The 22,329-nt window shown below is 72.5% G+C and carries 18 protein-coding genes; 3 read left to right on the forward strand and 15 right to left on the reverse strand.

Features of this window, described 5'->3' with window-relative positions; all coding sequences use genetic code 11:
- Nucleotides 1-367 precede the first annotated feature (367 nt).
- Genes IPZ69_RS12965 through IPZ69_RS12975 form a run of 3 tightly spaced genes read left to right on the forward strand, consistent with a single transcriptional unit; the run spans nucleotide 368 to nucleotide 2,003 of the window.
- Complete coding sequence (locus IPZ69_RS12965) at nucleotides 368-628, forward strand: hypothetical protein (RefSeq protein WP_235454234.1); 261 nt, start codon at nucleotides 368-370, stop codon at nucleotides 626-628.
- Nucleotides 600-1,127 carry a DUF6879 family protein gene (locus IPZ69_RS12970; RefSeq protein ID WP_235454235.1) on the forward strand — a complete coding sequence of 176 codons (528 nt, stop codon included), beginning with the start codon at nucleotides 600-602 and terminating at the stop codon, nucleotides 1,125-1,127. Before IPZ69_RS12965 ends, IPZ69_RS12970 begins: the two co-directional genes overlap by 29 nt.
- A gap of 24 nt (nucleotides 1,128-1,151) precedes the next feature.
- Nucleotides 1,152-2,003 carry a helix-turn-helix domain-containing protein gene (locus IPZ69_RS12975; protein WP_235454236.1) on the forward strand — a complete coding sequence of 284 codons (852 nt, stop codon included), beginning with the start codon at nucleotides 1,152-1,154 and terminating at the stop codon, nucleotides 2,001-2,003.
- A gap of 85 nt (nucleotides 2,004-2,088) precedes the next feature.
- Here the strand turns inward: IPZ69_RS12975 and IPZ69_RS12980 are convergent, their stop codons facing one another.
- The 15 genes from IPZ69_RS12980 to IPZ69_RS13050 form a co-directional block, all read right to left on the reverse strand.
- Nucleotides 2,089-3,612, reverse strand: coding sequence for an MFS transporter (locus IPZ69_RS12980; RefSeq protein ID WP_235454237.1), 1,524 nt, complete (start codon nucleotides 3,610-3,612; stop codon nucleotides 2,089-2,091).
- A gap of 724 nt (nucleotides 3,613-4,336) precedes the next feature.
- Nucleotides 4,337-4,795 carry a carboxymuconolactone decarboxylase family protein gene (locus IPZ69_RS12985; protein ID WP_235454238.1) on the reverse strand — a complete coding sequence of 153 codons (459 nt, stop codon included), beginning with the start codon at nucleotides 4,793-4,795 and terminating at the stop codon, nucleotides 4,337-4,339.
- Nucleotides 4,796-4,892: 97 nt separating this feature from the next.
- Nucleotides 4,893-6,131, reverse strand: coding sequence for an FAD-dependent monooxygenase (locus tag IPZ69_RS12990; protein ID WP_235454239.1), 1,239 nt, complete (start codon nucleotides 6,129-6,131; stop codon nucleotides 4,893-4,895).
- Nucleotides 6,132-6,375: 244 nt separating this feature from the next.
- Nucleotides 6,376-7,848, reverse strand: a complete 1,473-nt coding sequence (locus tag IPZ69_RS12995) for an FAD-dependent monooxygenase (RefSeq protein ID WP_235454240.1) — start codon at nucleotides 7,846-7,848, stop codon at nucleotides 6,376-6,378.
- 134 nt (nucleotides 7,849-7,982) lie between these two features.
- Nucleotides 7,983-8,819, reverse strand: a complete 837-nt coding sequence (locus tag IPZ69_RS13000) for an NAD(P)H-binding protein (protein ID WP_235454241.1) — start codon at nucleotides 8,817-8,819, stop codon at nucleotides 7,983-7,985.
- A gap of 94 nt (nucleotides 8,820-8,913) precedes the next feature.
- Complete coding sequence (locus IPZ69_RS13005; RefSeq protein ID WP_235454242.1) at nucleotides 8,914-10,383, reverse strand: FAD-dependent monooxygenase; 1,470 nt, start codon at nucleotides 10,381-10,383, stop codon at nucleotides 8,914-8,916.
- A 260-nt stretch (nucleotides 10,384-10,643) separates the two neighbouring features.
- Nucleotides 10,644-11,717: a ScyD/ScyE family protein gene (locus tag IPZ69_RS13010; protein WP_235454243.1), complete on the reverse strand. Its 1,074-nt coding sequence runs from the start codon at nucleotides 11,715-11,717 to the stop codon at nucleotides 10,644-10,646.
- Nucleotides 11,718-11,934: 217 nt separating this feature from the next.
- Nucleotides 11,935-13,356, reverse strand: a complete 1,422-nt coding sequence (pcaB, locus tag IPZ69_RS13015; RefSeq protein WP_235454244.1) for a 3-carboxy-cis,cis-muconate cycloisomerase — start codon at nucleotides 13,354-13,356, stop codon at nucleotides 11,935-11,937.
- Nucleotides 13,353-15,389 carry an FAD/NAD(P)-binding protein gene (locus IPZ69_RS13020; protein WP_374293267.1) on the reverse strand — a complete coding sequence of 679 codons (2,037 nt, stop codon included), beginning with the start codon at nucleotides 15,387-15,389 and terminating at the stop codon, nucleotides 13,353-13,355. The genes pcaB and IPZ69_RS13020 overlap by 4 nt, the downstream gene beginning before the upstream one ends.
- A 363-nt stretch (nucleotides 15,390-15,752) precedes the next feature.
- Nucleotides 15,753-16,508, reverse strand: a complete 756-nt coding sequence (locus IPZ69_RS13025; protein ID WP_235454245.1) for an MFS transporter — start codon at nucleotides 16,506-16,508, stop codon at nucleotides 15,753-15,755.
- Nucleotides 16,509-16,617: 109 nt separating this feature from the next.
- Complete coding sequence (locus tag IPZ69_RS13030; RefSeq protein ID WP_235454246.1) at nucleotides 16,618-17,382, reverse strand: response regulator transcription factor; 765 nt, start codon at nucleotides 17,380-17,382, stop codon at nucleotides 16,618-16,620.
- A 215-nt stretch (nucleotides 17,383-17,597) separates the two neighbouring features.
- Nucleotides 17,598-18,002 (reverse strand): GNAT family N-acetyltransferase, encoded by a 405-nt coding sequence (locus tag IPZ69_RS13035; protein ID WP_235454247.1) that lies wholly within the window; start codon nucleotides 18,000-18,002, stop codon nucleotides 17,598-17,600.
- The gene (gene purB / locus IPZ69_RS13040) at nucleotides 17,986-19,272 is read right to left on the reverse strand and encodes an adenylosuccinate lyase (RefSeq protein WP_235454248.1); all 1,287 of its coding nucleotides are present in this window, start codon (nucleotides 19,270-19,272) and stop codon (nucleotides 17,986-17,988) included. The genes IPZ69_RS13035 and purB overlap by 17 nt, the downstream gene beginning before the upstream one ends.
- Before the next feature lie 94 nt (nucleotides 19,273-19,366).
- The gene (locus tag IPZ69_RS13045; protein WP_235454249.1) at nucleotides 19,367-20,890 is read right to left on the reverse strand and encodes a glutamine synthetase family protein; all 1,524 of its coding nucleotides are present in this window, start codon (nucleotides 20,888-20,890) and stop codon (nucleotides 19,367-19,369) included.
- A gap of 3 nt (nucleotides 20,891-20,893) precedes the next feature.
- Nucleotides 20,894-22,294 carry an amidase gene (locus IPZ69_RS13050; protein WP_235454250.1) on the reverse strand — a complete coding sequence of 467 codons (1,401 nt, stop codon included), beginning with the start codon at nucleotides 22,292-22,294 and terminating at the stop codon, nucleotides 20,894-20,896.
- Nucleotides 22,295-22,329: the final 35 nt, after the last annotated feature.

The raw sequence follows: 22,329 nt of genomic DNA on the forward strand, positions 1-22,329 counted from the left end.
GCGGGGAGGGTCGACAGCAGCCAGTGCTGTACGGCCAGGCGGCGCTCTGACCGGGTGTGGACGAGCACGCCGGCGACCGTGCCCGGGGCGTCCTGCGGACGTGGTCCGACCGGTGTGTCTGGGGATGTGCGGTTCGGCACGTCGACTCCTCGCAGTCGGCCATGCCCCTGGAGGCTCCGCCGCCTCGCCGGGGTCTTCACGTACCTGCCGAAGCTAGGAGCGTGATGTGCCAGGCGACCAGCAATGTGCAGATGTTTGCAGGCACGCTGACCATCCGCGTGGCTGTCGCAATCACGCCCTTGACCGGCGCTCAGGCCCGAGGCAACGGTGGTGCAAAGAACTGCACATAACGTAGACGGAGCAGAGCGTGACACTACGGTTCATCGGGATCGACCCCGACACGAAGACAGCGGACTCTCCCACGGTGTGGGTCGACCAGGAGAAGAAGGAACTCGTCTTCCAGGGCTGGAAGGCGAGTCCCGAACTGCAAGCAGAATGCGCAGCGTTCGAGGTTCCGGGGCATGCCGTCGGCATCCCGGCCGACGAGGCAGTGGTCCGGATCCCCGCGAGGATGGCGCAGATGATCAGGGAGGCGTGCGATGTCGTCGAGCGAACCGACGATCGCTGAACTCATGGCCCAGTGCACGCGCTCAGCCGTGCACCTTGAGATGCGGGACCACTACGGCGTCGCCCACGAAGCCGCCGACTTCAAGGCCTGGCTGGAGACCGGCCAGCTCGACACCGACGCTGCCTCGCCGGACTGGGCGCCCTGGGTAGACCTCGTCTCGCAGGCCACCGCCCGCGGCGTTATCGTGCGCCGAGCCCGTATCGTGTCCGAACCCGTCTCCGACTACATCCGCTACGAGCACGCGTCCACCGTCGTCAACCTGCGGGCGGGCGAGGACGTGCGATGGCTGCCTCGTCGGCATGCCTCGGACATAGCCCTGCCCGGCAACGACTTCTGGCTCTTCGACGACCGCCTGATCCGCTGGGGCTACTTCTCCGGCAACGGCGCCATGGTCGGGCACGACGTCTCCGATGACCCCGCCATTGCGAAGCTGTGCTCGGAGGCCTTCGACGCCGTCTGGTATCGCGCCATCCCCCACACCCAGTACGAGATCCACTGACCAGGAAGCACCAGCAGCCAGATCATGCCCGCCTCGCCGTCCTCCTCAGCCCAGGCCGCCCGTGAAGCCGTGGCCCACCGGCTGCGCGACCTCCGTAAGGGAGCCGGCCTGACGGTCGTGCAGTTGGCTGCTGCGTGCGGCTGGCACTACTCCAAGACCTCCCGTATCGAGAACGCGCTCACCGGGCCATCGGCAACCGACATCCGCCGCTGGTGCGCCGCCACCCACGCCGAGGGCCAAGCGCAGGATCTCGTCGTCCAGTCCATCAACGCCGAGTCGATGTACCGGCAGTGGCGCGACCAGGTCCGCGCCGGGCTCCGGCACCTCCAGGAAAGCCGCGTGAAGGCGTTCCGCGAGACCGAGTGCCACCGGCTGTATTCCGCCGGCCTCGTGCCCGGTCTCCTGCAGACCGAGGGCTACGCGCTCGCCGTCCTCGGGATCGCCGCGGACGTTCACAGCCTGCCGGCCGACGACACCGCCGAGGCCGCACACGCCCGCATCGAGCGCTCCCGCATCGTCCACGAGCAGGGGCATCGCTTCGTCGTGGTCATCGAGGAGTCAGTGCTGCACTACCGGATCGCGGACCCGAACGCGATGGCCGCACAGCTCGGCTATCTCCTCACCGCTGGTGCGCTGCCTGCGGTGTCCCTCGGCATCGTCCCCACAGCGGCCCGGCGAACGCACTGGCCCGAGGAGACCTTCCACATCTACGACGGCTGCCTCGTGTCAGTCGAGTTGGTGCCAGCCGAGGTGAGCGTGACCCAACCCGACGAGATCGCCCAGTACCTGGAGACGTTCGAGCGGCTCCGCTCCATGGCGGTATACGGCGCTGAGGCACGCGCCCTAGTCCTCAAGGCCATCGACGCCCTGAGCTGACCCCGAATGCACGAAAGCGGCCCCGCCCCTCCCGGATGGGAGAGGCGGGGCCGTAGTGCGGGGTGGTGCGGTTGGTGACGTCGGTTCAGCGCTCGGCGTCGGTGGCCAGGACGGCGCCCTGGGTGGGAGCCGCCTCGGCCTCCGCCGGGGCGGGCGTGGCGTTCATCGACCCCTGACCGCGCGGCATCAGGAAGGTCACCACCAGCAGGGCGACGAAGCCCAGGCAGGCCGCCGAGAAGAAGGCGTGGTGGTTGGCCGTCTCGTAGACCTTGGTGATCGCGTGCGGGTTGCCCTTCGTGTCGGCCATCTTCGTGGCCATGCCGTTGTAGGCGATGGTGGCGACGACCGCGAGGCCGAGCGCGCCACCGGCCTCCTGGCTGGTGTTGATCAGGCCGGCGCCCACACCCGCCTCCTCGGGGGAGACCCCGACGAAGGCGGCGATCTGCAGGGTCACGAAGACCATGCCGCAGCCCAGGCCGAGCAGGATGAACGGGGCCAGCAGGTCGGCCGCGTAGCTGCCGCCCTCCGGAGCGTGGACCATCAGCAGCAGGCCGCCGACGGTCAGCGCCAGACCCATCATCACGACGGGGCGTGCCGCCATCTTGGTGACCATGCCGGAGGCGATGCCCGCACCGACCGCGACGGAGACGGCGAGCGGCACGTAGGCGAAACCGGCCTTCAGCGGGGAGTAGTCGTAGACGTCCTGCATGAAGAGGCTGGCGAAGAAGAACAGGGCGCTGAAGGTGCCGAACACCAGCACGGCGGAGAGGTTGGCGATCCGCATCGTCTGCAGCCGGAAGAACCGCAGCGGCATCATCGGCGACTTGACCCTGGACTCGATCACCAGGAAGGCCGCGAGCAGTACGACCACGCCGGCCAGCGAGCCGATGGTGCGGAAGGTGCCCCAGCCGACGTTGGTGGCCTCACCGAGGGTGAAGATCAGCAGGAGCAGACCGCCGGTGAGCGTCGCGGCGCCGAAGGTGTCGAACTGACCGCGCTGTTCGGCCTTGCTCTCGGGCAGGATGCGCGGGGCGAGCAGAGCGGCACCGAGGCCGATCGGCACGTTGATCCAGAAGATCCACTCCCAGCCGGGACCGTCGGCGAGCACACCGCCGAGGATCACACCGACGATGGACGCGATGCCGGACAGGGAACCCCAAAGGCCCAGCGCCTTGTTGCGCTCGGGGCCCTCACGGAAGGTGTTGGTCAGGATCGCCAGCGCGGCGGGGGTGACCATCGACGCGCCCCAGCCCTGGAAGGCGCGCGAGACGATCAGCATGCTGCCGTTCTCGGCGAGACCGGAGGCCAGCGACGCCAGCGCGAAGACGGCGAAGCCGAGCTGGATCATCCGCCGGCGACCGAAGGTGTCCGCCAGTCGTCCGCCGAGCAGCAGGAAGCCACCGAGCACCGTCGCGTACGCGGTGACGATGTAGTTCAGGCTGACGTCGGACATGTCGAGGCCGTCCTGGATGGACGGCAGTGCGAGGTTCACGATCGACACGTCGGTGAAGACCATGAACTGGCCCATGCACACGAAAGCCAGGATCGCCCCGGGGTTGAAGCCCGCCCCGAGGCCTGACCGGCTCGTTGTTGAGTCGGGGGCAGCCATTGTGAAACTCCTCAAATATGCGGGATCAGGTCATCAAGAGCGGTCCCCGACAAGGTCGGGCGCCCCATGGATGGTTGGGAGCGGACACGCATGACCGGCCGGCCGGTTGTCCCCGACCTGCCGTCGGGCGACCTGCTCGTGCCGGTGCCCGTACTGCCGTACGTGTCTGCCATCGGCGCTCCCGTTCGTGGCGACCGGGGCACAACCCCGGCCTCTGTCCCTGCGGTCCGCACACAGGACGCTGCGGTCCGTCACGGGCCACGGAAAGTACACAGGGCTCCGGCTGAGAACGACTCGAACGTGACTTGAGCGCCCTGTGCTATGACCGGGCCTTCGTGATCGCCGAAACGGGCTCGGGCCCTCTGCCAGGCCTGCTGTGATCAGCAGCCTGGGACGAGCGGCTCAAGCCTGGCTCGAAGGGCGGTCCAGGCCGAGGTGGCGCAAGGGGCCGAGGTGGTATCCGGGGTGTTCCTGGAAGCGGGTGGTCAGAGATCCGCACCGGATCGCGACCGGGGCCCGTGAGGAACAGGGGGATCCGGTCGTAGCAAGGATCCGGTCACGGGCGGGTCCGGCCACCGGAAGGATCCGGTCAGGGTACGGGCCCGGACGTGAGGCGGATGGTCATCGTTCCCGTCGCCCGGCCGGGCACCGGACCGGTGCCCGGCGGCCGCGGGGACGGGGTCCTGGGGAGAACAGAGCTTGGACCAAGGCTTCTGAGGCGGCATCAGCCCCAGGTCGCGCCGGCCGGCTCCTTGATGGTGATGTTGATGCGGTTGAAGAAGTTCGTCGTGGCGATCATGAGGATCAGGGCGGACAGCTGAGCCTCGTCGTAGTGGTCGGCGGCCGCGTCCCACACCTCGTCCGACACCGGGTTGGAACGGTCGGTCAGCAGGGTGGACGCCTCGGCCAGCTCCAGTGCGGCCCGCTCGGCGTCGGTGAAGAAGTCCGTCTCGCGCCAGGCGGCCACGGCGTGCAGCCGCTCGTCGGTCTCACCGGCCTTCTTGGCACTCGCCACACCGGAGTGGACGCAGGCGCTGCAGCCGTTGATCTGGCTCACACGCAGATGAACCAGCTCAAGGGTGGTCTGCGGGAGGCCGCCGCGGTGCATCGCCTTGTACAGCAGCGGGATGCCCTGCATCGCGTCGGGGAGGACCATCGCCGGGTTCTTCATACGTGCAGCCATTGTCTTGCTCTCCTGTGCTGGGTGGTGATCCGTTGTGGTGTCTCACTGCACTGACGGATCCCGGCACAGGAATGTGACGGCCGCTGCGAAGAAAATTTCAGGCCAGTCCCGCGGTGGCCAGTTCCGCCTCCACGTCGTAGCGCTGTACCCAGGTCACGTCACGCACCAGCTCCTCCATGCCGGCCCCGCCCGGACGCGGCGACGAGGACGGAGAAGGGGGTGCGGGCGACGCGGACGCGGGCGGCGCGTCGGTCGTCGACAGCCGCTGCGATCCGCCGCCGAGCGACCCCTGCCGTACCCGGGAGGTGTGCTCCAGGCGCAGTTCCTCGTAGCGGCGCAGCGCCGGTGCCGGGCCGGACGGGCCGGTGCCGAGCCGGGCCAGGCAGGCGGCGAGTGTCACCGCGTCCTCGATCGCCTGGCTGGCGCCCTGCCCGTGGTGCGGCAGCATCGGGTGCGCGGCGTCACCGAGGAGGGTCGTGCGGGCGGTGCTCCAGCGGGGCAGCGGCTCGCGGTCGTACAGAGTCCAGTGGCCGGCCTCGGAAGCGGCCTCCACGAGCCCCCGGACGCCCGGCTCCCAGTCGGCGAACGCCCGGCGCAGCGCCGCGGTGTCGGCGGGCCGGCTCCAGGAGTCGCCGCCGTCGGTGGGGTCGGCGACGACGGCGACGAACGCGGTCTCGCGTCCGCCCCGCACCGGATGGGCCAGCAGCCGGCCGGCCGGGCCGACCCAGGTGAGCAGCGCGTCCCGGGGCAGATCCGGGCAGGCGGCGGACGGAACGACCGCGCGGATGGCGGCGGTTCCGGAGAACACCGCGGGCTCGTCCCCGGCGATCGGCCGGCGCAGCAGCGAGTGCACGCCGTCCGCGGCGACGACGACGTCCGCGCGCACGCTCGCCCCGTGCGCGAAGTCGATCCGTACGCCGCCGACATCCTCGGTGACGGCGACCGCCCGGTGGCCGACGTGCACCAGGTCGGCGGGGACCGCTTCGGCCAGCAGCCCGTGCAGGTCGGCCCGGTGCAGGGTGTAGTGCGGGCCGTCGAACCGGGCCTGCCAGGCATCGCCCATCGGCTGCCGCACGACCACCGCGCCGGTGTCCCAGACCCGCACCTCCATCGCCTCGGGCCGTACGGCGACCTCGTCGAGCCGCTTGCCGAGGCCCAGGCGCACGAGCAGGCGGCTGCCGTTGGGTGCGAGGTGGATGCCCGCGCCGATCTCGGACAGTACGGGTGCCTGCTCGTAGACGTCCACGCGCAGTCCGGCCCGGCGCAGCGCGATCGCGGCGGTCAGTCCGCCGATGCCCGCCCCGACGACGGCGACGTGCGGCTGGTTCTCGCTCATCTGTCCCCTCCTCCTCGGGGCCGGTGCCCTTGTCCGGCCCGCACAACGCGAAAGGCGGCGCGGCCACCGCACGTACTGCGCGGTGGCCGCGCCGCCCGCTCCCGAACCCGGTCAGGCCGGCCGGCGAGGACGGTGCAGGGGCGCGGGTGCGCCGGCGTCCAGATCCCTGTCCTCGTGCGCGGCTCTCGGGGGCTACGACGATAGGGCCGCCCCGGCTGCCTGGGGCGGCCCTGTCCAGTGGGGCTCAAGCAGCCCCGAACCAGCGCTGCAGCGCCGGCTTGAGGGCCGCCTCGTCGGGGGCGGCCCAGGCGATGTACCCGTCGGGGCGCACCAGGACGGCGTGCGGCGCGTCGGGGCGCGCCGTCTCCTCGTCGCTGAAGTCCCCGGTGACGACGTCGACCCGGCTCGCCCAGGGCGCCGCCGTCTCGCGCAGTTCGGCGGCGTTCGTGGCGGCGGAGGTGATGATCAGCACGCCGCGGGCGCTGCGCAGCAGCTCGGACACCGAGGAGGGGCTGCCGTCGGCGAGCTTGAGCGGGAGGTCGGGCCGCAGCCGCAGGCCGAGCCGCGGGTGGCTGCCCTCGCCCATCTCGTAGCGGATGTCGAGACCGCTGACCTGGCCGGCCAGGTGGCGGGCGACGTCGGGGTCGGCGACAAGCTCCTGCATCACGGCACGCAGCGGCTCCATCTCCTCGCCGCTGAGGTAGAGCTTGGTCTGGGCACGGGTGTTGCGCATCAGCTGCTGCCCGACCGGGTGGCGCTCGGAGTGGTAGGTGTCCAGCAGCCCCTCGGGGGCCCAGCCGTTCACCGCGGCGGCGAGTTTCCAGCCGAGGTTGGCGGCGTCCTGGACGCCCACGCTCATGCCCTGCGCACCGGCCGGCATGTGGATGTGGGTGGCGTCACCGGCGAGGAAGACGCGGCCTTGGCGGTACTCGGCGGCCTGCCGCGTGGTGTCGGTGAAGGAGCTGATCCAGCGCACCTCGGCGTCGTGGAGCCGCTCGCCGGTCATCTCCTCCCAGGCGTCGGCGATGACGGAGAAGGTCAGACTGCTCTTGTCCTCCGGGGGCCGCAGGGCCTCGTTGTGGATGACGATGCGGTCGACGCCGTTCTGCAGGTTGAAGGACATCACCATGCCGCCGGGCACGCGCTCGCCGATGGGCCGCCGTCGTACGTCGGCGCCGACGAGGTCGGCCATGTACATCCCGCGGGTGGGCTCCCAGCCGGGGAAGTCGATGCCGGCCAGCCGGCGCACCAGGCTGCGCGCGCCGTCACAGCCCACCAGGTACTGGGCGCTCAACTCGCCGTGCCCGTCGGGGCCCTGGTACTCGACGACGACGCCGTCCTCGGTCTCGCGGAAGCCGAGGACCTCGTGCGAGCGGCGGACGTCCACGTCGAGTTCGTCCAGCCAGGCGCAGAGGATCTCCTCGGTGTGGAACTGCGGGATGCCGCGCACGCTGAAGTGGTTGTCCTCCAGTTGGGAGAAGTCGATGCGCACGCCGCCGAAGTGGCCCTGGGCCCATTCGACGTCGCCGAATCGCGCGAGCAGCCCGCGCTGCTCGAACACCTCGGCGGCGCGGCGGGTGAAGCCGACCCCGCGGGACTCTCCGCTGGGGGCGGGCAGCTTCTCGAACACGGTGACGTCGACGCCACCCAGGCGCAGTTCGCCGGCGAGCATCAGCCCGACCGGCCCGGCGCCGACGATGATTGCGCCCTTTGACATGTCGTACTCCTCAAACAGCTGGCCGCCGCCGGCGGGCGGCTGCCAGGTCGACTGTGGTCAGCACAGGGTCAGGGGGTTCGAAGCGGCAAGGCGCGCCGGTCGTCGTCCGTGGGGCGGCTGCGGCCGCGCTCCGCTCAGGCGGCGAAGGCGGCCGCGTTCTCTTTCGCCCACTCGCTGAAGGGGCGCGCGGGGTGACCGGTGAGGGTCTCGATCTCGGTGCTGAGCGGAACGGGCTCGGTGGAGGCCGCCCACAGCTCCAGCAGGGCGCCGGCGATGTCGTCCGGCATGAAGTCCGGCTTGTTGGCACGCCACACCTGCGGCGGGACCGGCCGGACGGGGATGTCGCGGCCGACGGCCTCGGCGATGACGGCGACCTCCTCGCGGAAGCTCAGGGCCGCGGGCCCGGTGAGGTGGTAGGAACGGCCGCGCAGCTCCGGCCGGGTGAGGACGGCGTGGGCACACTCGGCAATGTCCCGCTCGTTGACGGGGTCGGCGTAGCTGTCGGGGTACGGCAGCGGGATCACGCCCTGAGTCCTGAGGGGGAATGCCCAGGGGGCGGCGTTGCTGGCCAGCGCCCCGCAGTTGAGGGCGGTGGAGGTCAGCGAGGAGGCGGCCAGGGCTCGTTCGACCACCAGGTGCGGGGCGGCGATCGGGTTGGTCTCGGCGTCGGGGCGCAGCACTGCGTCCGCGGACATCACCACGACGTGTCCGACACCGGCGGCCTCGGCCTCGGCGACGAACGCGTCGATATGGGCGGCCTCGCAGTACAGGAAGACGGAGTCGATGCCGTCGAGGGCGCCGGCGAAGGTGGCGGGCTCGTCCAGGGCGAGCCGTACGGACTGCACCCCCTCGGGCAGTGACAGTTTCCCGGGGTCGGCGGAGCCGGCGCGGACGGGCACGCCCTGCTCGCGGAGAATGCGCGCGAGCTGGGAGCCGACCTTGCCGCGGCTGCCGGTGACGAGGACGGTCATGGTTCCTGCCTTTTCTTGAGGACGCGGGTGGCGGTCTCCGGCGGTGACAGCGCGGCACGGTCGGCGGCTGCCGACCGTGCCGCGCCGTCACCGGTCATGCGGCGGCGGGCCCGAACCAGCGGGTGAGCGCCTGCCGCAGGTCACCGCCGTCGGGGGCGGTCCACACGACATGGCCGTCGGGCCGCACCAGCACGGCGTCCAGGGTGTTGTCGGCGTCCTGGTCGGCCCAGGTGCCGGTGACGACGTCGACGCGGTCCGCCCAGCCGACGGCGGTCTTCGCCACGGTTTCGTCGCCGTCGGTGACGATGAGCACGCCACGGGCGGGGTGCAGCAGCTCGGCAACCTTCACCCGGCTGCCGTCGCCGCGCTCCAGCGCCCGGTACGGGGCCAGCCGCACGCCGAGCAGGGGGTGGCCAGTGGCGCCGACGTCGTAGCGGATGTGCAGGCCGCTGACCCGGCCGGCCAGGTGGCGGGCGGCCTCGGGCAGTTGCACCAGTTCGCGCATGACGGCGCGCAGCGGCTCCATCTCCTCGCCGCTGAGGTACAGCAGCGACGCGGCCTGCACGTCGACCATCAGCTTCTCGCCGATCGGGTGCCGCTCGCTGTGGTACGTGTCGAGCAGCGCCTCAGGCGCCTGGCCGCGCAGCACGGCGGCGAGCTTCCAGCCGAGGTTCGCGGCGTCCTGCAGGCCGACGCTGACGCCCTGGGCGCCGAGCGGGGCGTGGTCATGGGCGGCGTCGCCGGCCAGGAGGATCCGGCCCTTGCGGTACTGCTCGGCCAGGCCGGAGGCGTTGGTCAGGGCGCACATCCAGGAGGCGTCGGCGTGGTGGATGTCCTCGCCGGTCATCCGCTGCCAGGCGTCGGCGAGCTCGGCGAAGGTCAACTCGCCCTCGCCGTGGTGCGGGCGGACGCCGGGCTCGTGGATGACGATGCGGTCGACGCCGGGCTCCAGGGTGACCGACAGGACCATGCCGCCACCGGGGATGCGCTCACCGATGGGCCGCATGCGCAGATCGGCGCCGACCACGTCCGCCAGGTACAGGCCGCGGGTGGCCTCGTCGCCGGGGAAGGCGATGCCCGCCAGCCGGCGCACGGTGCTCTTGCCGCCGTCGCAGCCGACGAGGTAGGCGGCGGTGGCCTCCACCGGGCCGTCGGGTCCCTCGAAGCACGCGACGACGCCGTCCTCGGTCTCGGTGAAGCCGGTCAGCTCGTGCCCTCGGCGCACCTCGACACCGAGCTCGGCCACCCAGGCGCCGAGCATGTCCTCGGTGACCGACTGGGCGAGGCCCATCACGCCGAAGTGGCTCTCCTCCAGCAGCGAGAAGTCGATGCGGACACCGCCGAAGTGGCCCTGCTTGCCCCAGCGGATGTCGCCGAGACCTTCGAGCAGGCCCCGCTGGTCGAAGACCTCCGCGGTACGGCTGGTGAATCCGAGGCCGCGCGACTCACCGCTCGGAGCAGGCAACTTGTCATAGACGACGACGTCCGCGCCGCCGAGGCTCAGCTCGCCGGCGAGCATCAGACCGACCGGGCCGGCTCCCACGATGATCGCACCGTGTGCCATGTCGACTCCTCACGCAGGTGGATGGGCACCAGGAAAGCCCACCGTGGTCGACGGGCAATGCAGACTGACTCAAGCGCTTTCGAGGGCGTACGGGCACCGCCACGGGGCATGCCGGACGCCGGAACAATGCGCCTGAATACGGGCACGGAACGGCCCCGCCGGTCGGGGGGCGACGGGGCCGAGGTCCGCGGGCCTGCGTGGGGCAGGCGGCACGGATGCCGGTGACCGGACGTCGGTCGAAGGACGCCGGTCGGGAGAGGTCAGTAGTGGACGCTGACCAACTGGCCTTCGCCGCCACCGCTGTTGTTGGTCACGTAGATCTGGCCCTGCCGGCCGAGGGCGAGGCCGGTCGGCTGGTTCAGCTGGTCGCCGGTGGGGATCTCGGTGATCGCCTTGGTCTTCCCGTCGATCTTCGACAGCGTGCCCGGCAGCGGCGGACCCGCCTGGAAGCCCTTGGTGTACGACAGCGCCACCAGGTTGCCCGAGCAGTCCACGGCCAGGTCGACCAGGTTGGACAGGCCGGTGACGAACACCTCGGGGGTGCCGCCCGGCGGGATCTTCCAGATGCGGGCGGAGCCGGGGACGGTGCCGCTCATGTCGCTGAAGTAGACGGTGCCGTCGTGGGCCTTGACCATGCCGGTGGGCACGCCCTCGGCGGGGCGGGACGGCGTCACATTGATCGGCACCAGGAATTCGAGGGAGGTGGAGCCGTCGCTCTTGGTGCGCACGAGGGTGTTGGCGCCGGCGTCGGTGACCAGGAAGCCCGAGCCGCTGCGGACGAGCGACCACGGGTTGGAGTGGACCTCGCCGCCGTCGGGGTTCTGCCGGGTCTCCAGGTCGGCCAGGTCGCCCAGGACCTTGCCGTCACGGGTACGGAAGACCGTGCCCAGCGTGGCCGCGTCCGGGCCCAGTCCGGCACGGTACTGCGTGGTGCCGCCGAGGCCGCTGACGACGTCGTAGCCGCCGTTCGGGTCCGCCAGTACATCGGTCGGGCCGGTGACGTTGGCCGGACCGTTGGCCGAGCCCTGCGCGGTGGAGGCGAGCCCCGTCACGACGCGGCCCTTGAAGCTGCCCTTGACCTTGTACACGGAACCGGTCCTACCGACGCACTGCACTCCGTCCGCGCAGCCCGGAAGGCCCTGGCCGGCCTCGGCGACGACGACGGAACCGTCGGACAGCACACTCACACCGCGCGGGTTGTTCAGGTGGTCGGCGAGGACCTCCAGCGTCGCCGTGGTCTCGGCGTGCGCCGGAACGGCCAGCAGCGGTGCCGCGACTATGCCGGCCGCGCCCGCCGTCACCAGGGCCCTTCTCCAGGAACGTGAAATCGACATGACTCTCCTAGCTGGCTGTGGGCTCCCCCGTTTTCCGGAGCAGTCTTGAAATCGCCACCAGACTAAGAGGGGAAACCGACTCGCATAACCGTTGAAAACAAAACCCATGCCGAATACCGGGGATATTCGAGCGCGACTCCAGACGTATTTCGGTCGCGACTCCAGGAATATTTCGGCCGAATTCCGGGAGAGGTCCGTCGTCTTTTGCGAGGGGCGGTCAGGCGGTGCGGCCCAGCGCCCGGTCGACCAGTGCCCCCGCCACGCCCGTGTAGCCGGCCGGGTCGAGCAGGTCCGCCAGCTGCCGGGGCGTCAACAGCCCTCGTACCTCGGGGAGTTCGGCCAGTACCTCGGCCAGCGGCCGAGACGTCTCGGCCGCCGTCAGCGACGCCCGGGTCAGCAGGTCCTTGGCCGCCGCCTTGCCCAGGTGCGGGGCGAGGGCGGCCGAGACGCGCTCGGAGGCGATCTGCCCGCCGGTCGCGGTGAGGTTGGCGCGCATCCGCTCCGGGTGGACGGCCAGGCCCCCGACCAGTTCGACGGCGGTGTGGGCCGCTCCCCCGGTCAGCCGCAGGCATTCGCGCAGCGGCTGCCACTCGGCGTGCCAGCCGCCCGCCGACCGCTCGTCCTCGGTGATCAGGCACTGCGCCAGTACGGCGGCCAGGGCGGGCACCTGCAGCGCCGCGGAGCGGATCAGCGTGGCCAGGACGGGGTTGCGTTTGTGCGGCATCGCCGAGGAGGCCCCGCGTCCGGCCACCGTCGGCTCGGCCACCTCGCCCGTCTCCGTGCGGGTCAGCACCAGCACGTCGGCGGCGATCTTGCCGAGGGCGCCGGCGGTGTGCGCGAGGGCCGCGCCCAGGTCGGCGATCGGTGTGCGCAGCGCGTGCCAGGGCAGGACGGGCACGGCCAGGCCGGTCTCGGCGGCGAAGGCGGTGACGAGGTCGCCGAGCACCTCCTGGCTGCCGGCGTCCTCGCCCGCGTACTGCAGATAGCCGGCGAGCGTTCCGGCCGCGCCGCCCAGGGACACCAGCAGCCCGCCGGCCAGGATCCGCTCCAGGCGCTCGGCGGCCTCCAGGACCAACTGCCGCCAGCCCGCCGCCTTGAGACCGAAGGTGGTGGGCACGGCGTGCAGCGCGAGGGTGCGGCCCGCCATCACCGTGTCCCGGTGCTCGGCGGCGAGGACGGCCAGGGAGTCGGCGACCGTCCGCAGGTCGGCGACGATCAGCCGCAGCGCCCGCGCGGCCACCAGCATCGCCCCGGTGTCGAAGACGTCCTGGCTGGTGGAACCGCGGTGGACGTACTCGACGGCCTCGGGCGCCTCGGCGGCGACGACCGCCGTCAGGGCCTTGATCAGGCCGACGACCGGGTTCGCCGTCTCCCGGGCGGCCAGCGCCAACTGCCGTACGTCCAGCCGCTCGGCGCGCGCGGCGGCCGTGATCGCCGCGGCCGCGGCCGCGGGCACGGTGCCGCACCGGGCCTGGGCGCGGGCCAGGGCCGCCTCCGCGTCGAGCATGGCCTGCAGCCAGGCCGCGTCGCCCACCGCCGCCTCGACGGGCGTGCCCGCGCGGACCGGGGAGAGCAGTCCGGCGTCCAGGTGGGCGTCGAGGGCCTGCGCGAGGGCCGGCCGTTCGTGAGCGGTCGTCATGCCGCCTTCCTCGCCGTCGTGGTGGTGCCGAGCGCCGTACGGGCCGCCGCCCGGGCGGGGGCGTACACCGGCGTCGCTCCGCCGGCCGCCCCGGGGACGGCGGCTGGGGCCGGCAGGGCGAGGACCGCCCCCGCGATGGCGTCGGAGTCCTCCAGCGTGACCGAGCCGACCCCGGGCCGGATGCCGGCCGCGGTGACCCAGTGGACGGACTCGGTGGGCACCCCGTAGGCGAAGCGCCGCGGATGCGGCACGCCCCGCCCGTCCAGCAGCCGGTAGGGCCGCTCCGCCACCGCGAGGCCGCCCGTCTCGTAGTCCGCGGCGACCCCGGGGCCGCTGCCCGCGATGCGGTAGGGCCGGCACTGGCCGGTGCGCAGCAGCCGGCTCATCAGCGGGTCGGCGGTGCGCCGCAGGTCGATCTCGGGCAGCCGGGCCTCGATCAGGACGCGCGCCCGCACATGGACGTCCCCGATCTCCCCGGACGTGCCGACGAAGCAGCCGTCGTCCGGGTCGGCGTCGACGCGGAACGCGGGGCCGGTGACCTCCAGGATCCCGGCGTCCATCAGCGCGGCCATCTCCTCGATGCGGGAGGCGGGCGGGCCGATCGACAGGTACGCGTTGAGCGGGGTGTACCAGCGGTCGAGCTCGTCGCGGTGCGAGTCGGCGTCGAGCCCGCCGTGGTCGACCGCGAGCCGCACCTCGTTGCGCAGGTCGCGCAGCACGTCCAGGGCCGCCTTGAACGGGCCGCTGACGTTGCCCTGCCGGGCCTCGCGCAGGTCGTCGTCGAGGTAGCCGCGCAGCCAGGCGCGGAAGGCGGCCAGGTCCTCGAAGCTGCGGCGGCCGTAGGGGCGGGCGACCAGCTCCCAGTCCCAGCGCTCGGGCTCGCCGACGCCGGCCTGTGCGAGCAGCCGCTCCTCCTCCGGGCCCGGGGCGGCGCCCAGGTAGCGCCGGGCGAACTCGGCGACGCGGGCCGGGTGTTCGCGGGTGGCCAGCAGCGTCTCGTAGTAGACGCACTGCACCTCCTTCGCGATCAGCGGCCACAGGTCGGTGCCGAAGCGGACCGGCCTGGAGCGCGCGCGCAGCGTCGCGATGTACTCGGCGGTCAGCAGCCTCGGGAAGTAACGGCCGTGCGGGCCCTTCTCGTTCTCGCCGCGCGCCTGGTAGGGCACGCCGCGCCGCGATCCGGCGTACAGGCGGGGCTCGCGGCCGGAGGGGCGGTAGACCAGGCGGCCGTCGGCCTCGCGGGCGAAGACGCCGCCGCGGGCGTGCGTGAACAGCGACATGTAGTCGAAGAAGTTGAGGCCGAGCCCGCGCAGCAGCACCTTCTCGCCCGGTGCCACGTCCGACAGGTCCACGTCGGCGGGGTTGGAGGGGGCGACGTAGGTGAGGTCGTGCCCGACGGCGAAGGCGGCCAGGTCCCGCTCGGTGTCCGTCGGCGTGAGGGGCACATGGCCCTGCGCCAGCACCACCGCGCCCAGCCCGGTCAGCCGGGTGCCGTCCTCCAGCACCACGGTCTGCGGGCCCGTCCCGGCCGGGTCGTCCTCCTCCAGGGCGACGGCCCGCACCGGGTGCACGTGCACCGTGACATGGGCCGGCGCGTTCGCGGTGACCTGCTGGAACACCCACGTCAGGTACGCGCCGTACAGGGCGCGCGTGGGATAGGTGTCCGGGCCGAGGTCGCGGGCCTCGGCGAGTGTCTCGTCGTCGTGCGCCAGACCGGTGCCCGGGGTGAGCGCGCTCGGTCCCAGCGCCTTGGCCCACTGGTACAGGCTCGGGCCCTCCTCCAGCGGTCCCTCGATGGTGACGCTGGCGTCGGTGTAGACCGTGACCTGCGAGGCGACGGTGTTCATCAGCAGGTGCCGGGACTGCGAGGGCCGCCACACCATGCCCGAGCCGGCCGGGCCGGGGTCGACGACGTGCACGACGAGGTGGGGCCAGCGGGGCGACTTCCGTTCCTGGGCGCAGAGCCGTTCCAGGACGGACAGTCCGCGCGGTCCGGCGCCCACGAGGCACACTTCCATACGTCCGCTGCTCACAAGGACACTCCGCTCGGCAGTCGGGGACGGCGGGGCCGCGGCGTCGCGTCGACGGCTGTGGCGGCGATGGCGCGTCGGGCGCCGCCCCCGAAGGTCTTGGTGGGTTCCCGAAGTTCCGGGCAGAACAGAACGGCCGCCGTCATCGGCGGCCTCGTGAGGATTGCAGTGACCGGCGGCCCAGCAGGTCCTGCGGGCGCACCGTCGCGGTGACCTCCGCGCGTACCGTCCACAGCGCCTCCTTCCTCCGCCACCGTCGGCCGGAGCGCTCAACCAGGGCTGGGATCCCGCTGGAGGGCTCCGGTGCTGTCGTGGCATGGGGGCACGCCGGTGCCCTGCGGAGAACGGCGGGGCGGGGTCGAACGGTCAGGAGAAAAGGCTGAACAGCCGGTCAGCTCCGTCGAGGGCCAGCGCCAGCAGGTCGTCGGTCCGGGGCGCGTGTCCGGCGCCGCCCCAGGTGGCGATCCGTACGAGCACGGTGAGGGCCACCAGCAGCAGCGCGGCGCCCCGGTAGTCGGCGCGCGGCGCGCCGTCGGGCCGCGGCGCGGGCGGCAGGGCCGCCGCCAGGAGGAGCGCGAGGACGCCGAGCGGCAGCAGGACGGTCACCGCCCAGTGCCGGCCGAGGTGTTCGGTGATCGTGCCGTCCGCGACCGGGCCGCCGGTCATGGCGAGGGTGGTGGCACCGACGAGGACGCCCTGGTAGGAGGCCCGCTCCTGGGCGGGCACGCGTTCGGCGAGGAACGCCACGACGGCGGCGGTCACGCCGCCCGCGCCGATGCCCTGGAGCGTGCGGAAGGCGACCAGCGTGTCGGGGGCGCGGGCCGCGGCGCTCAGCGAGGCTCCGGCCAGGAACACCATGAGCGCGCCGACCAGTACGCACCGCCGTCCGCGCCGGTCGCCGAGCCGGCCGAGGGCGGGCAGGGCGGCCGCGGTGGCCAGCGGGTAGGCGACGGCCTCCCACGGCGGGCGGGGTAATCGGCCGCCGTGCGCGCCGAGTGGCGCGCCGGTGCTGTCGATCTGGGACAGCAGGACGGCGAGCACCAGCAGGGACGGCAGCAGACGCACGGCTTGGCCGCGCAGTCCCCGCGCGGTGCCGGCCGTCTCGTCGATGGTGGTGGTCACAGCCGCCCGTCCCGCTCGCCCCGACGTGTGGTGCAACGCAGTACAGCAGCCGGCGCTCAAGCACCACTGGGGGCCGGATGGGCACCGGGTCGAGGCCGCGGCCTTTCGGTCACCCGTTGCCGAGCCGGAAACCCACCCCCCGCACGGTGACGATCCACCGGCTGTCGCCCAGCTTGCCGCGCAGGCTGCTGACATGGGTGTCGACCGTGCGCCGCGACCAGGAGTCGCCCCACACCTGCTGGAGCAGCTGCTTGCGCGGGATGACCGTGTCCGGATGCGAGGCCAGCAGGCACAGCAGGTCGAACTCCTTGCGGGTCAGGGCGACTTCGACACCGTCGACGGTGACCACCCGGGAGTTGACGTCGATGCGCAGCCGGCCGTGCCGGATCTCCTGGACCACGGCCGGCTGCCACTGGACGCGGCGCAGGACGGCTTCGATACGGGCCATCAGTTCACGCAGCCCGAACGGCTTGGTGACGTAGTCGTCGGCGCCCGCCTGCAGGCCGAGGACGCAGTCCAGTTCGGACTGCCGGGCCGTGACGATGATGACGGGCACCCGGCTGACCGAGCGGATGGCCCGGCACACCTCCAGCCCGTCCAGGTCCGGCAGTTCCAGCGCCAGCAGCACCAGGTCGACGTCCGCGTGCGCCTGCAGGGCCGTTCCGCCGCGCTTGACCCCGATCGGCTCGTGGCCGTGCCTGCGCAGCTGGGCCACCAGGGAGTCGATGCGGTCGACCTCGGGATCCACCACCAGGATGCGCCGCTTGGGCGTGGCTGCGGAGGAACGTGGGGTGGCGTGCGGTAGGGCGTCCTTCACCAGCCGGAAGGGCGGCGGGACGGGTGTGCGGGGCTCCATCAGCGGCGGTGCCGACATGTGCGTCATGCCTCCCCCAGGATCCTGACACGGCCGTGTGCGGTGGGTACGTGAGCCGGATGGACGCGGGCCGGGCCCGGCCACGGCCCCTCACTTTCGGCCACGCCCCGCCTCGAACGTACAGACATGCGGTCGAGTCCCGATCCAGCGCGGGGCTCGACCGCGTCGAACACGGCCGTTGGCCGAACACGGCCGTTGCGGGCTGAGCACGGCCGTTACGGGTTGAGCACCCACGCCGACTGGTGCTGCGTGAACCCGATGCGCGGGTAGTACTGCGTGGCGGCGGGCGCCGACAGCAGCACGATCTTCGCGGTCGGGGCCTCCTTCTGCGTGGCGTCGATCAGGGCGCGGCCGATCCCGGAGCGCTGGTGGGTGCCGGCCACGGCGATGTCGGACAGGTAGGTGACGTAGGAGAAGTCGGACACGCTGCGGCAGATGCCGAGGAGCGTGCCGTCGGCGTCCCGGGCGACGAGCACCAGGTTGGCGTTCTCCACCATCGCGGCCATCCGCTCCCGGTCCGCCACCGGGCGCCGCTCCCCGAGCCCCGAGGAGCGGTACACCTCCAGCACCTCGTCCAGGTCGAGGCCGGCGCCCTCGACCCGCTCAATCGTCCAGCTCACGAAGCTTCTCCAATCGGCTGTGAATGACGTCGTGGTGGGTGAGGAAGCGCTCGGGTTCGAGCTTCCCCAGGTCGATGCCCTCCTTGGCGAGGGAGGTGCCGAAGTGTTCGCCGGTGGCGATGGTGTGGTTCGCCGCGGCCTGCACCGAGCGGTAGGCCCGCTCCCGCTCCATGCCGTCGCCCAGCAGGTCGGCGAGGACCGACGAGCTGTAGATCAGGCCGTCGGTCTGGTCGATGTGGGCCCGCATCCGCTGCGAGTTGACGGTGAGCGCCTCGACCAGATCGGCCGCCCTGGTGGCCTGGAAGTGGCCCACGGACAGGCTGTCGGGGAGGATGACCCGCTCCACGGACTGGTGGGCCAGGTCCCGCTCGTGCCACAGCGCCACGTTCTCGAGCGCCGTGCCGGCGTAGCCGCGCAGCAGCCGGGCCAGGCCGCACAGCCGCTCGCTGGTGGTGGGGTTGCGCTTGTGCGGCATGGCGCTGGAGCCCTGGTAGGCGACGGCGCGGTGCTCCTCCACCTCGCGCACCTCGGTGCGCTGCAACAGCCGCAGTTCCAGGGCGACCTGCTCGATGCAGGCGCCGAGCGCGGCCACGGCCTGCAGCAGCTGGGCGTGCCGGTCGCGGGCGACGACCTGGCTGGGCACCGGCTCGACGCCCAGGCCGAGGGCCTCGCACACGTACGCCTCGACGAACGGGTCGATCAGGGCGTAGGTGCCCACCGAGCCGGAGATGGTGCCGACGGCGACGGCGTCGCGCGCCGCGGCGAGCCGCTTGATGGAGCGGTCGACGGCGAAGGCGTAGCCGCCGAGCTTGTGCCCGAACGTGGTGGGCTCGGCGTGGACGCCGTGGGTGCGTCCCACCATCACGGTGTCCCAGTGCGCCAGCGCCTTGTCGGCCAGCACCCGGCGCAGCCGGCTCGCGGCGCCGGTCAGCAGGTCGGTGGCGCGGGCCAGGGTGTGGCCGAGGGAGGTGTCGACCAGGTCGTAGCTGGTCATGCCGAGGTGCACCCAGCGGGCGGCGGAGTCGGGGATGTCCTCGCAGTACGCGGCGAGGAAGGACAGCACCTCGTGGTCGCGTTCCTTCTCGATCTCGGCGACCCGGGCGGCCAGCGGTACGCGGGCCCGGCGCATGTCCTCCAGGGCCTCTTTCGGTACGCGTCCGAGCTCGACCTGGGCCTCGGTGGCGAGGATCTCGACCCTGACCCAGGTGGCGTAGCGCGACTGGTCGGAGAAGAGGTCGGCCATCTCGGGCAGCGTGTAGCGAGGAATCATGAAAGGGCCTTCGTCCGTGGGCTGATGAGGGGCTGTGAGGAGGGCCCGGTGCGGTGACCTCCGCCGCACCGGACCCTTGTTTCGGGGCGCTCCCTCAGTACGCCCCGAAGTACTCGCGCTGCTCCCACTCGGTGACGCGGCCCGGCGCGGGGGCGGCCTGCACGCACCACGCCTCGAAGCGGCTGAGCTCGCTCTCCTTCAGCTTGGCCAGGCACGCGGCGAGCGGCGTGCCGAGGACCTGCTCGGCGCGGCCGGCGCGGAAGGCGTCGAGCGCCTCGCCCAGGGACTGCGGCACGACCTGGCCGGGGCCGTCGCCCGGCTCGCTGCCCGTGGACGGGCCGGACGCGCCCGTCGCGGGGGCCGCGGTGATGCCGTCGAGGCCGGCGAACAGCTGGGCCGCGATGTTGAGATAGGAGTTGGCGCAGGGTTCGCCCATGCGGTTCTCGATGTGGGCGCCGGCGCCGCTGCCGACCACCCGGAGCATCGCGGTGCGGTCCTCGAAGCTCCAGCCGACCCGGGTCGGCGCGAGGGCGTGCTCGGCGGCCAGGCGCCGGTAGCCGTTGATGGTGGGCACCGACAGCAGGCACAGCTCGCGCGCCCAGGACAGCAGGCCTTCGGCGTAGGCCTTGCCCTGCGGGGACAGACCGCCGGACAGGCCCTCGGCGCTGAAGATGTTGCGGCCGGTCGCGCTCTCCACGACGGACTGGTTCAGGTGCCAGCCGCTGGGGTCGGCGGCGTCCAGCAGCGGCTGCGACATGAAGGAGGCGTGGTAGCCGCGGCGGGCGCAGAACCGCTTGGTGTAGGTGCGGAACAGCAGCATCGCGTCGGCCACGTCCAGCGCCGACATGGGGCTGAAGGTGGTCTCCACCTGGCCCGGTCCGGACTCGTGCTCCATCGACCTGAGCGGCAGGCCCAGCTTGAGCAGCTGCATCGCCAGCTGGTCGGTGAGGGGGGCGACGGTGTCGTACGCGGCGTCGAGGTTGAACTGGTAGCCGGCGTTGACGGCGGTCACCCGCGGCGCCTGGCCCTGCAGGCCGAAGCCGTTGCCCTGGTTGCCGGGTTCGTCGTCGAGCCGGCGGGTGAGGTACCACTCGACCTCCAGGCCGATCACGGGCGCGAGCCCCTGGTCGGCGTAGCGGCGAAGGACCCGGCGCAGCGCGGCCCGTCCGGACAGCGGGTGCGGGCTGCCGTCGCGCAGGTACTCGTTGCCGATCACCCAGGCGGTGCGCGGCCCGCGGCCGGGCAGCACCTGGAAGGTGACCGGGTCGGGCACCAGGATGAAGTTGCCGGCGCCGGCGATCTCGTCGACGCCGATGCCGTGGTCGCCGAGGAAGTCGACGGCGACGGCGTGCCCGGTGTCGAACAGGAACGGCCCGGGGCTGAAGTTCATGCCGTTGCGCAGCACGCTGCGGAACGCCTGGACGGTCAGCGTCTTGGAGCGGGCCAGCCCGTGCGGGTCGCCGAAGGCGACGCGGACGAGGTCGACGCCGTCGAGGGCGGCCTCGACCCGCTCGGCTGCGGCGAGTTGCTCGGCGTCCCAGAGCCCGTGGTCGGTGACGAACGAGGGCCGCCCGACGCTGCCCTCCGCGGAGGGGGTGGACCATGACCTGGCATACATGGTTCAGAGCGTCCTTTCGCCGGAGGTGACAGGGATGAGGTCGGCCGCGGGCGGGTGCGGCAGCGGCTCCAGCAACGCCTCCAGGCGGCGGGCCACCGTCAGGACGAGATCGTCGGCGCCGACCGGGCCGACGAGTTGCAGGCCGGCCGGAAGTCCGGCGCGGGTCAGACCGGCGGGAAGGGACACGGCGGGCTGGCCGGTCATGTTGTAGGGGTACGAGGCCGGCGCCCACGACAGCCACATCAGGTCGCGGGGGTCGGCCGCCCAGGCGGGGCCTATCGCGTCGGCCTCGAAGGGCTCGACGGGCACGGTCGCCATGGCCAGCAGGTCGTAGCGGTCCATGACGGAACGCAGCGTGGCGCGCAGGTTCTGGCGCACCTCCTCGGCCTGGATCACCCGGACGCCGCTGAGGGTGCGTCCGTGGCGGACGATCTCCAGCCGGCCCGGGTCGCACCAGGCCTCGTGCTCGGGCGGGGTGCCGGCGGCCTCACTGGCGGAGAGGATGTCGACGACGGCCGGGTAGAGGTTCTGGCAGCGCACCTCCACATCCTCCACCCGGTGTCCCTCGGCGATCAGTACCTCTTTGCCCTGTTCGGTGACGCGGCGGATCTCCGGGTCGGTGCCCTCGTACTCGATCCAGCCGATCCGCAGGGCGCGCACGTCGCGCGGGGAGTCCAGCGAGCCGAGCCCGGAGTCGGGGTCGGTGGGGTGCGGGCCGGCGATGACCTGGCCGAGCAGCCCGGCGTCGGCGACGGTGAGCGCGAGGGGGCCCTGGTGGGCGAGACGGTCGGCCCCGTTCGGGAAGTAGGGCACGCGGCCGTAGGACGGCTTGTAGCCGACGACGCCGCAGAACGCGGCCGGGATCCGGATGGAGCCGGAGCCGTCGGTGCCCAGGGAGCCCTCGCACAGCCCGGCCGCGACCGCGGCGCCGGCCCCGCCGCTGGAGCCGCCCGCGGTCAGCCGCGCGTCGTAGGGGTTGCGGGTGGGCGGGGCGACCCGGCCCACGGTGGAGGCGCTCCAGCCGAACTCGGACGTGGTGGTCTTGCCGACGACGATCCCGCCGGCCGCGCGCACCCGGGCCACGGCCGGGGCGTCCTCGCGCGGACGGTCGTTGGGCAGCAGCGAGCCGCGCGTGGTGGGCAGGTCGCGGGTCTGCAGCAGGTCCTTGACGGAGACCGTGACGCCCAGCAGCGGCAGCTCCCACCAGGCCTCGCGGCCCTTGTCCCGGATGAGCGCGTCGGCCCGTTCGGCGGCCCGCAGGGCCTCGTCGCCCGCGACCGCGACGTAGGAGTCCAGGGTGTCCCGCTCGCGGATCGCGGTCAGGACGGACTGGACGTGCTCGACGACGGTGAGCTCTCCTCGGGACAGGAGTTCCTTGATCTGACTGATGCCGCGGGCGGTCATCGGCTCTCCTTCAAGAGCGCGCCGAATACGGAACG

This window comes from Streptomyces olivochromogenes (genome assembly GCF_021538895.1).
Lineage (GTDB): Bacteria > Actinomycetota > Actinomycetes > Streptomycetales > Streptomycetaceae > Streptomyces > Streptomyces olivochromogenes_A.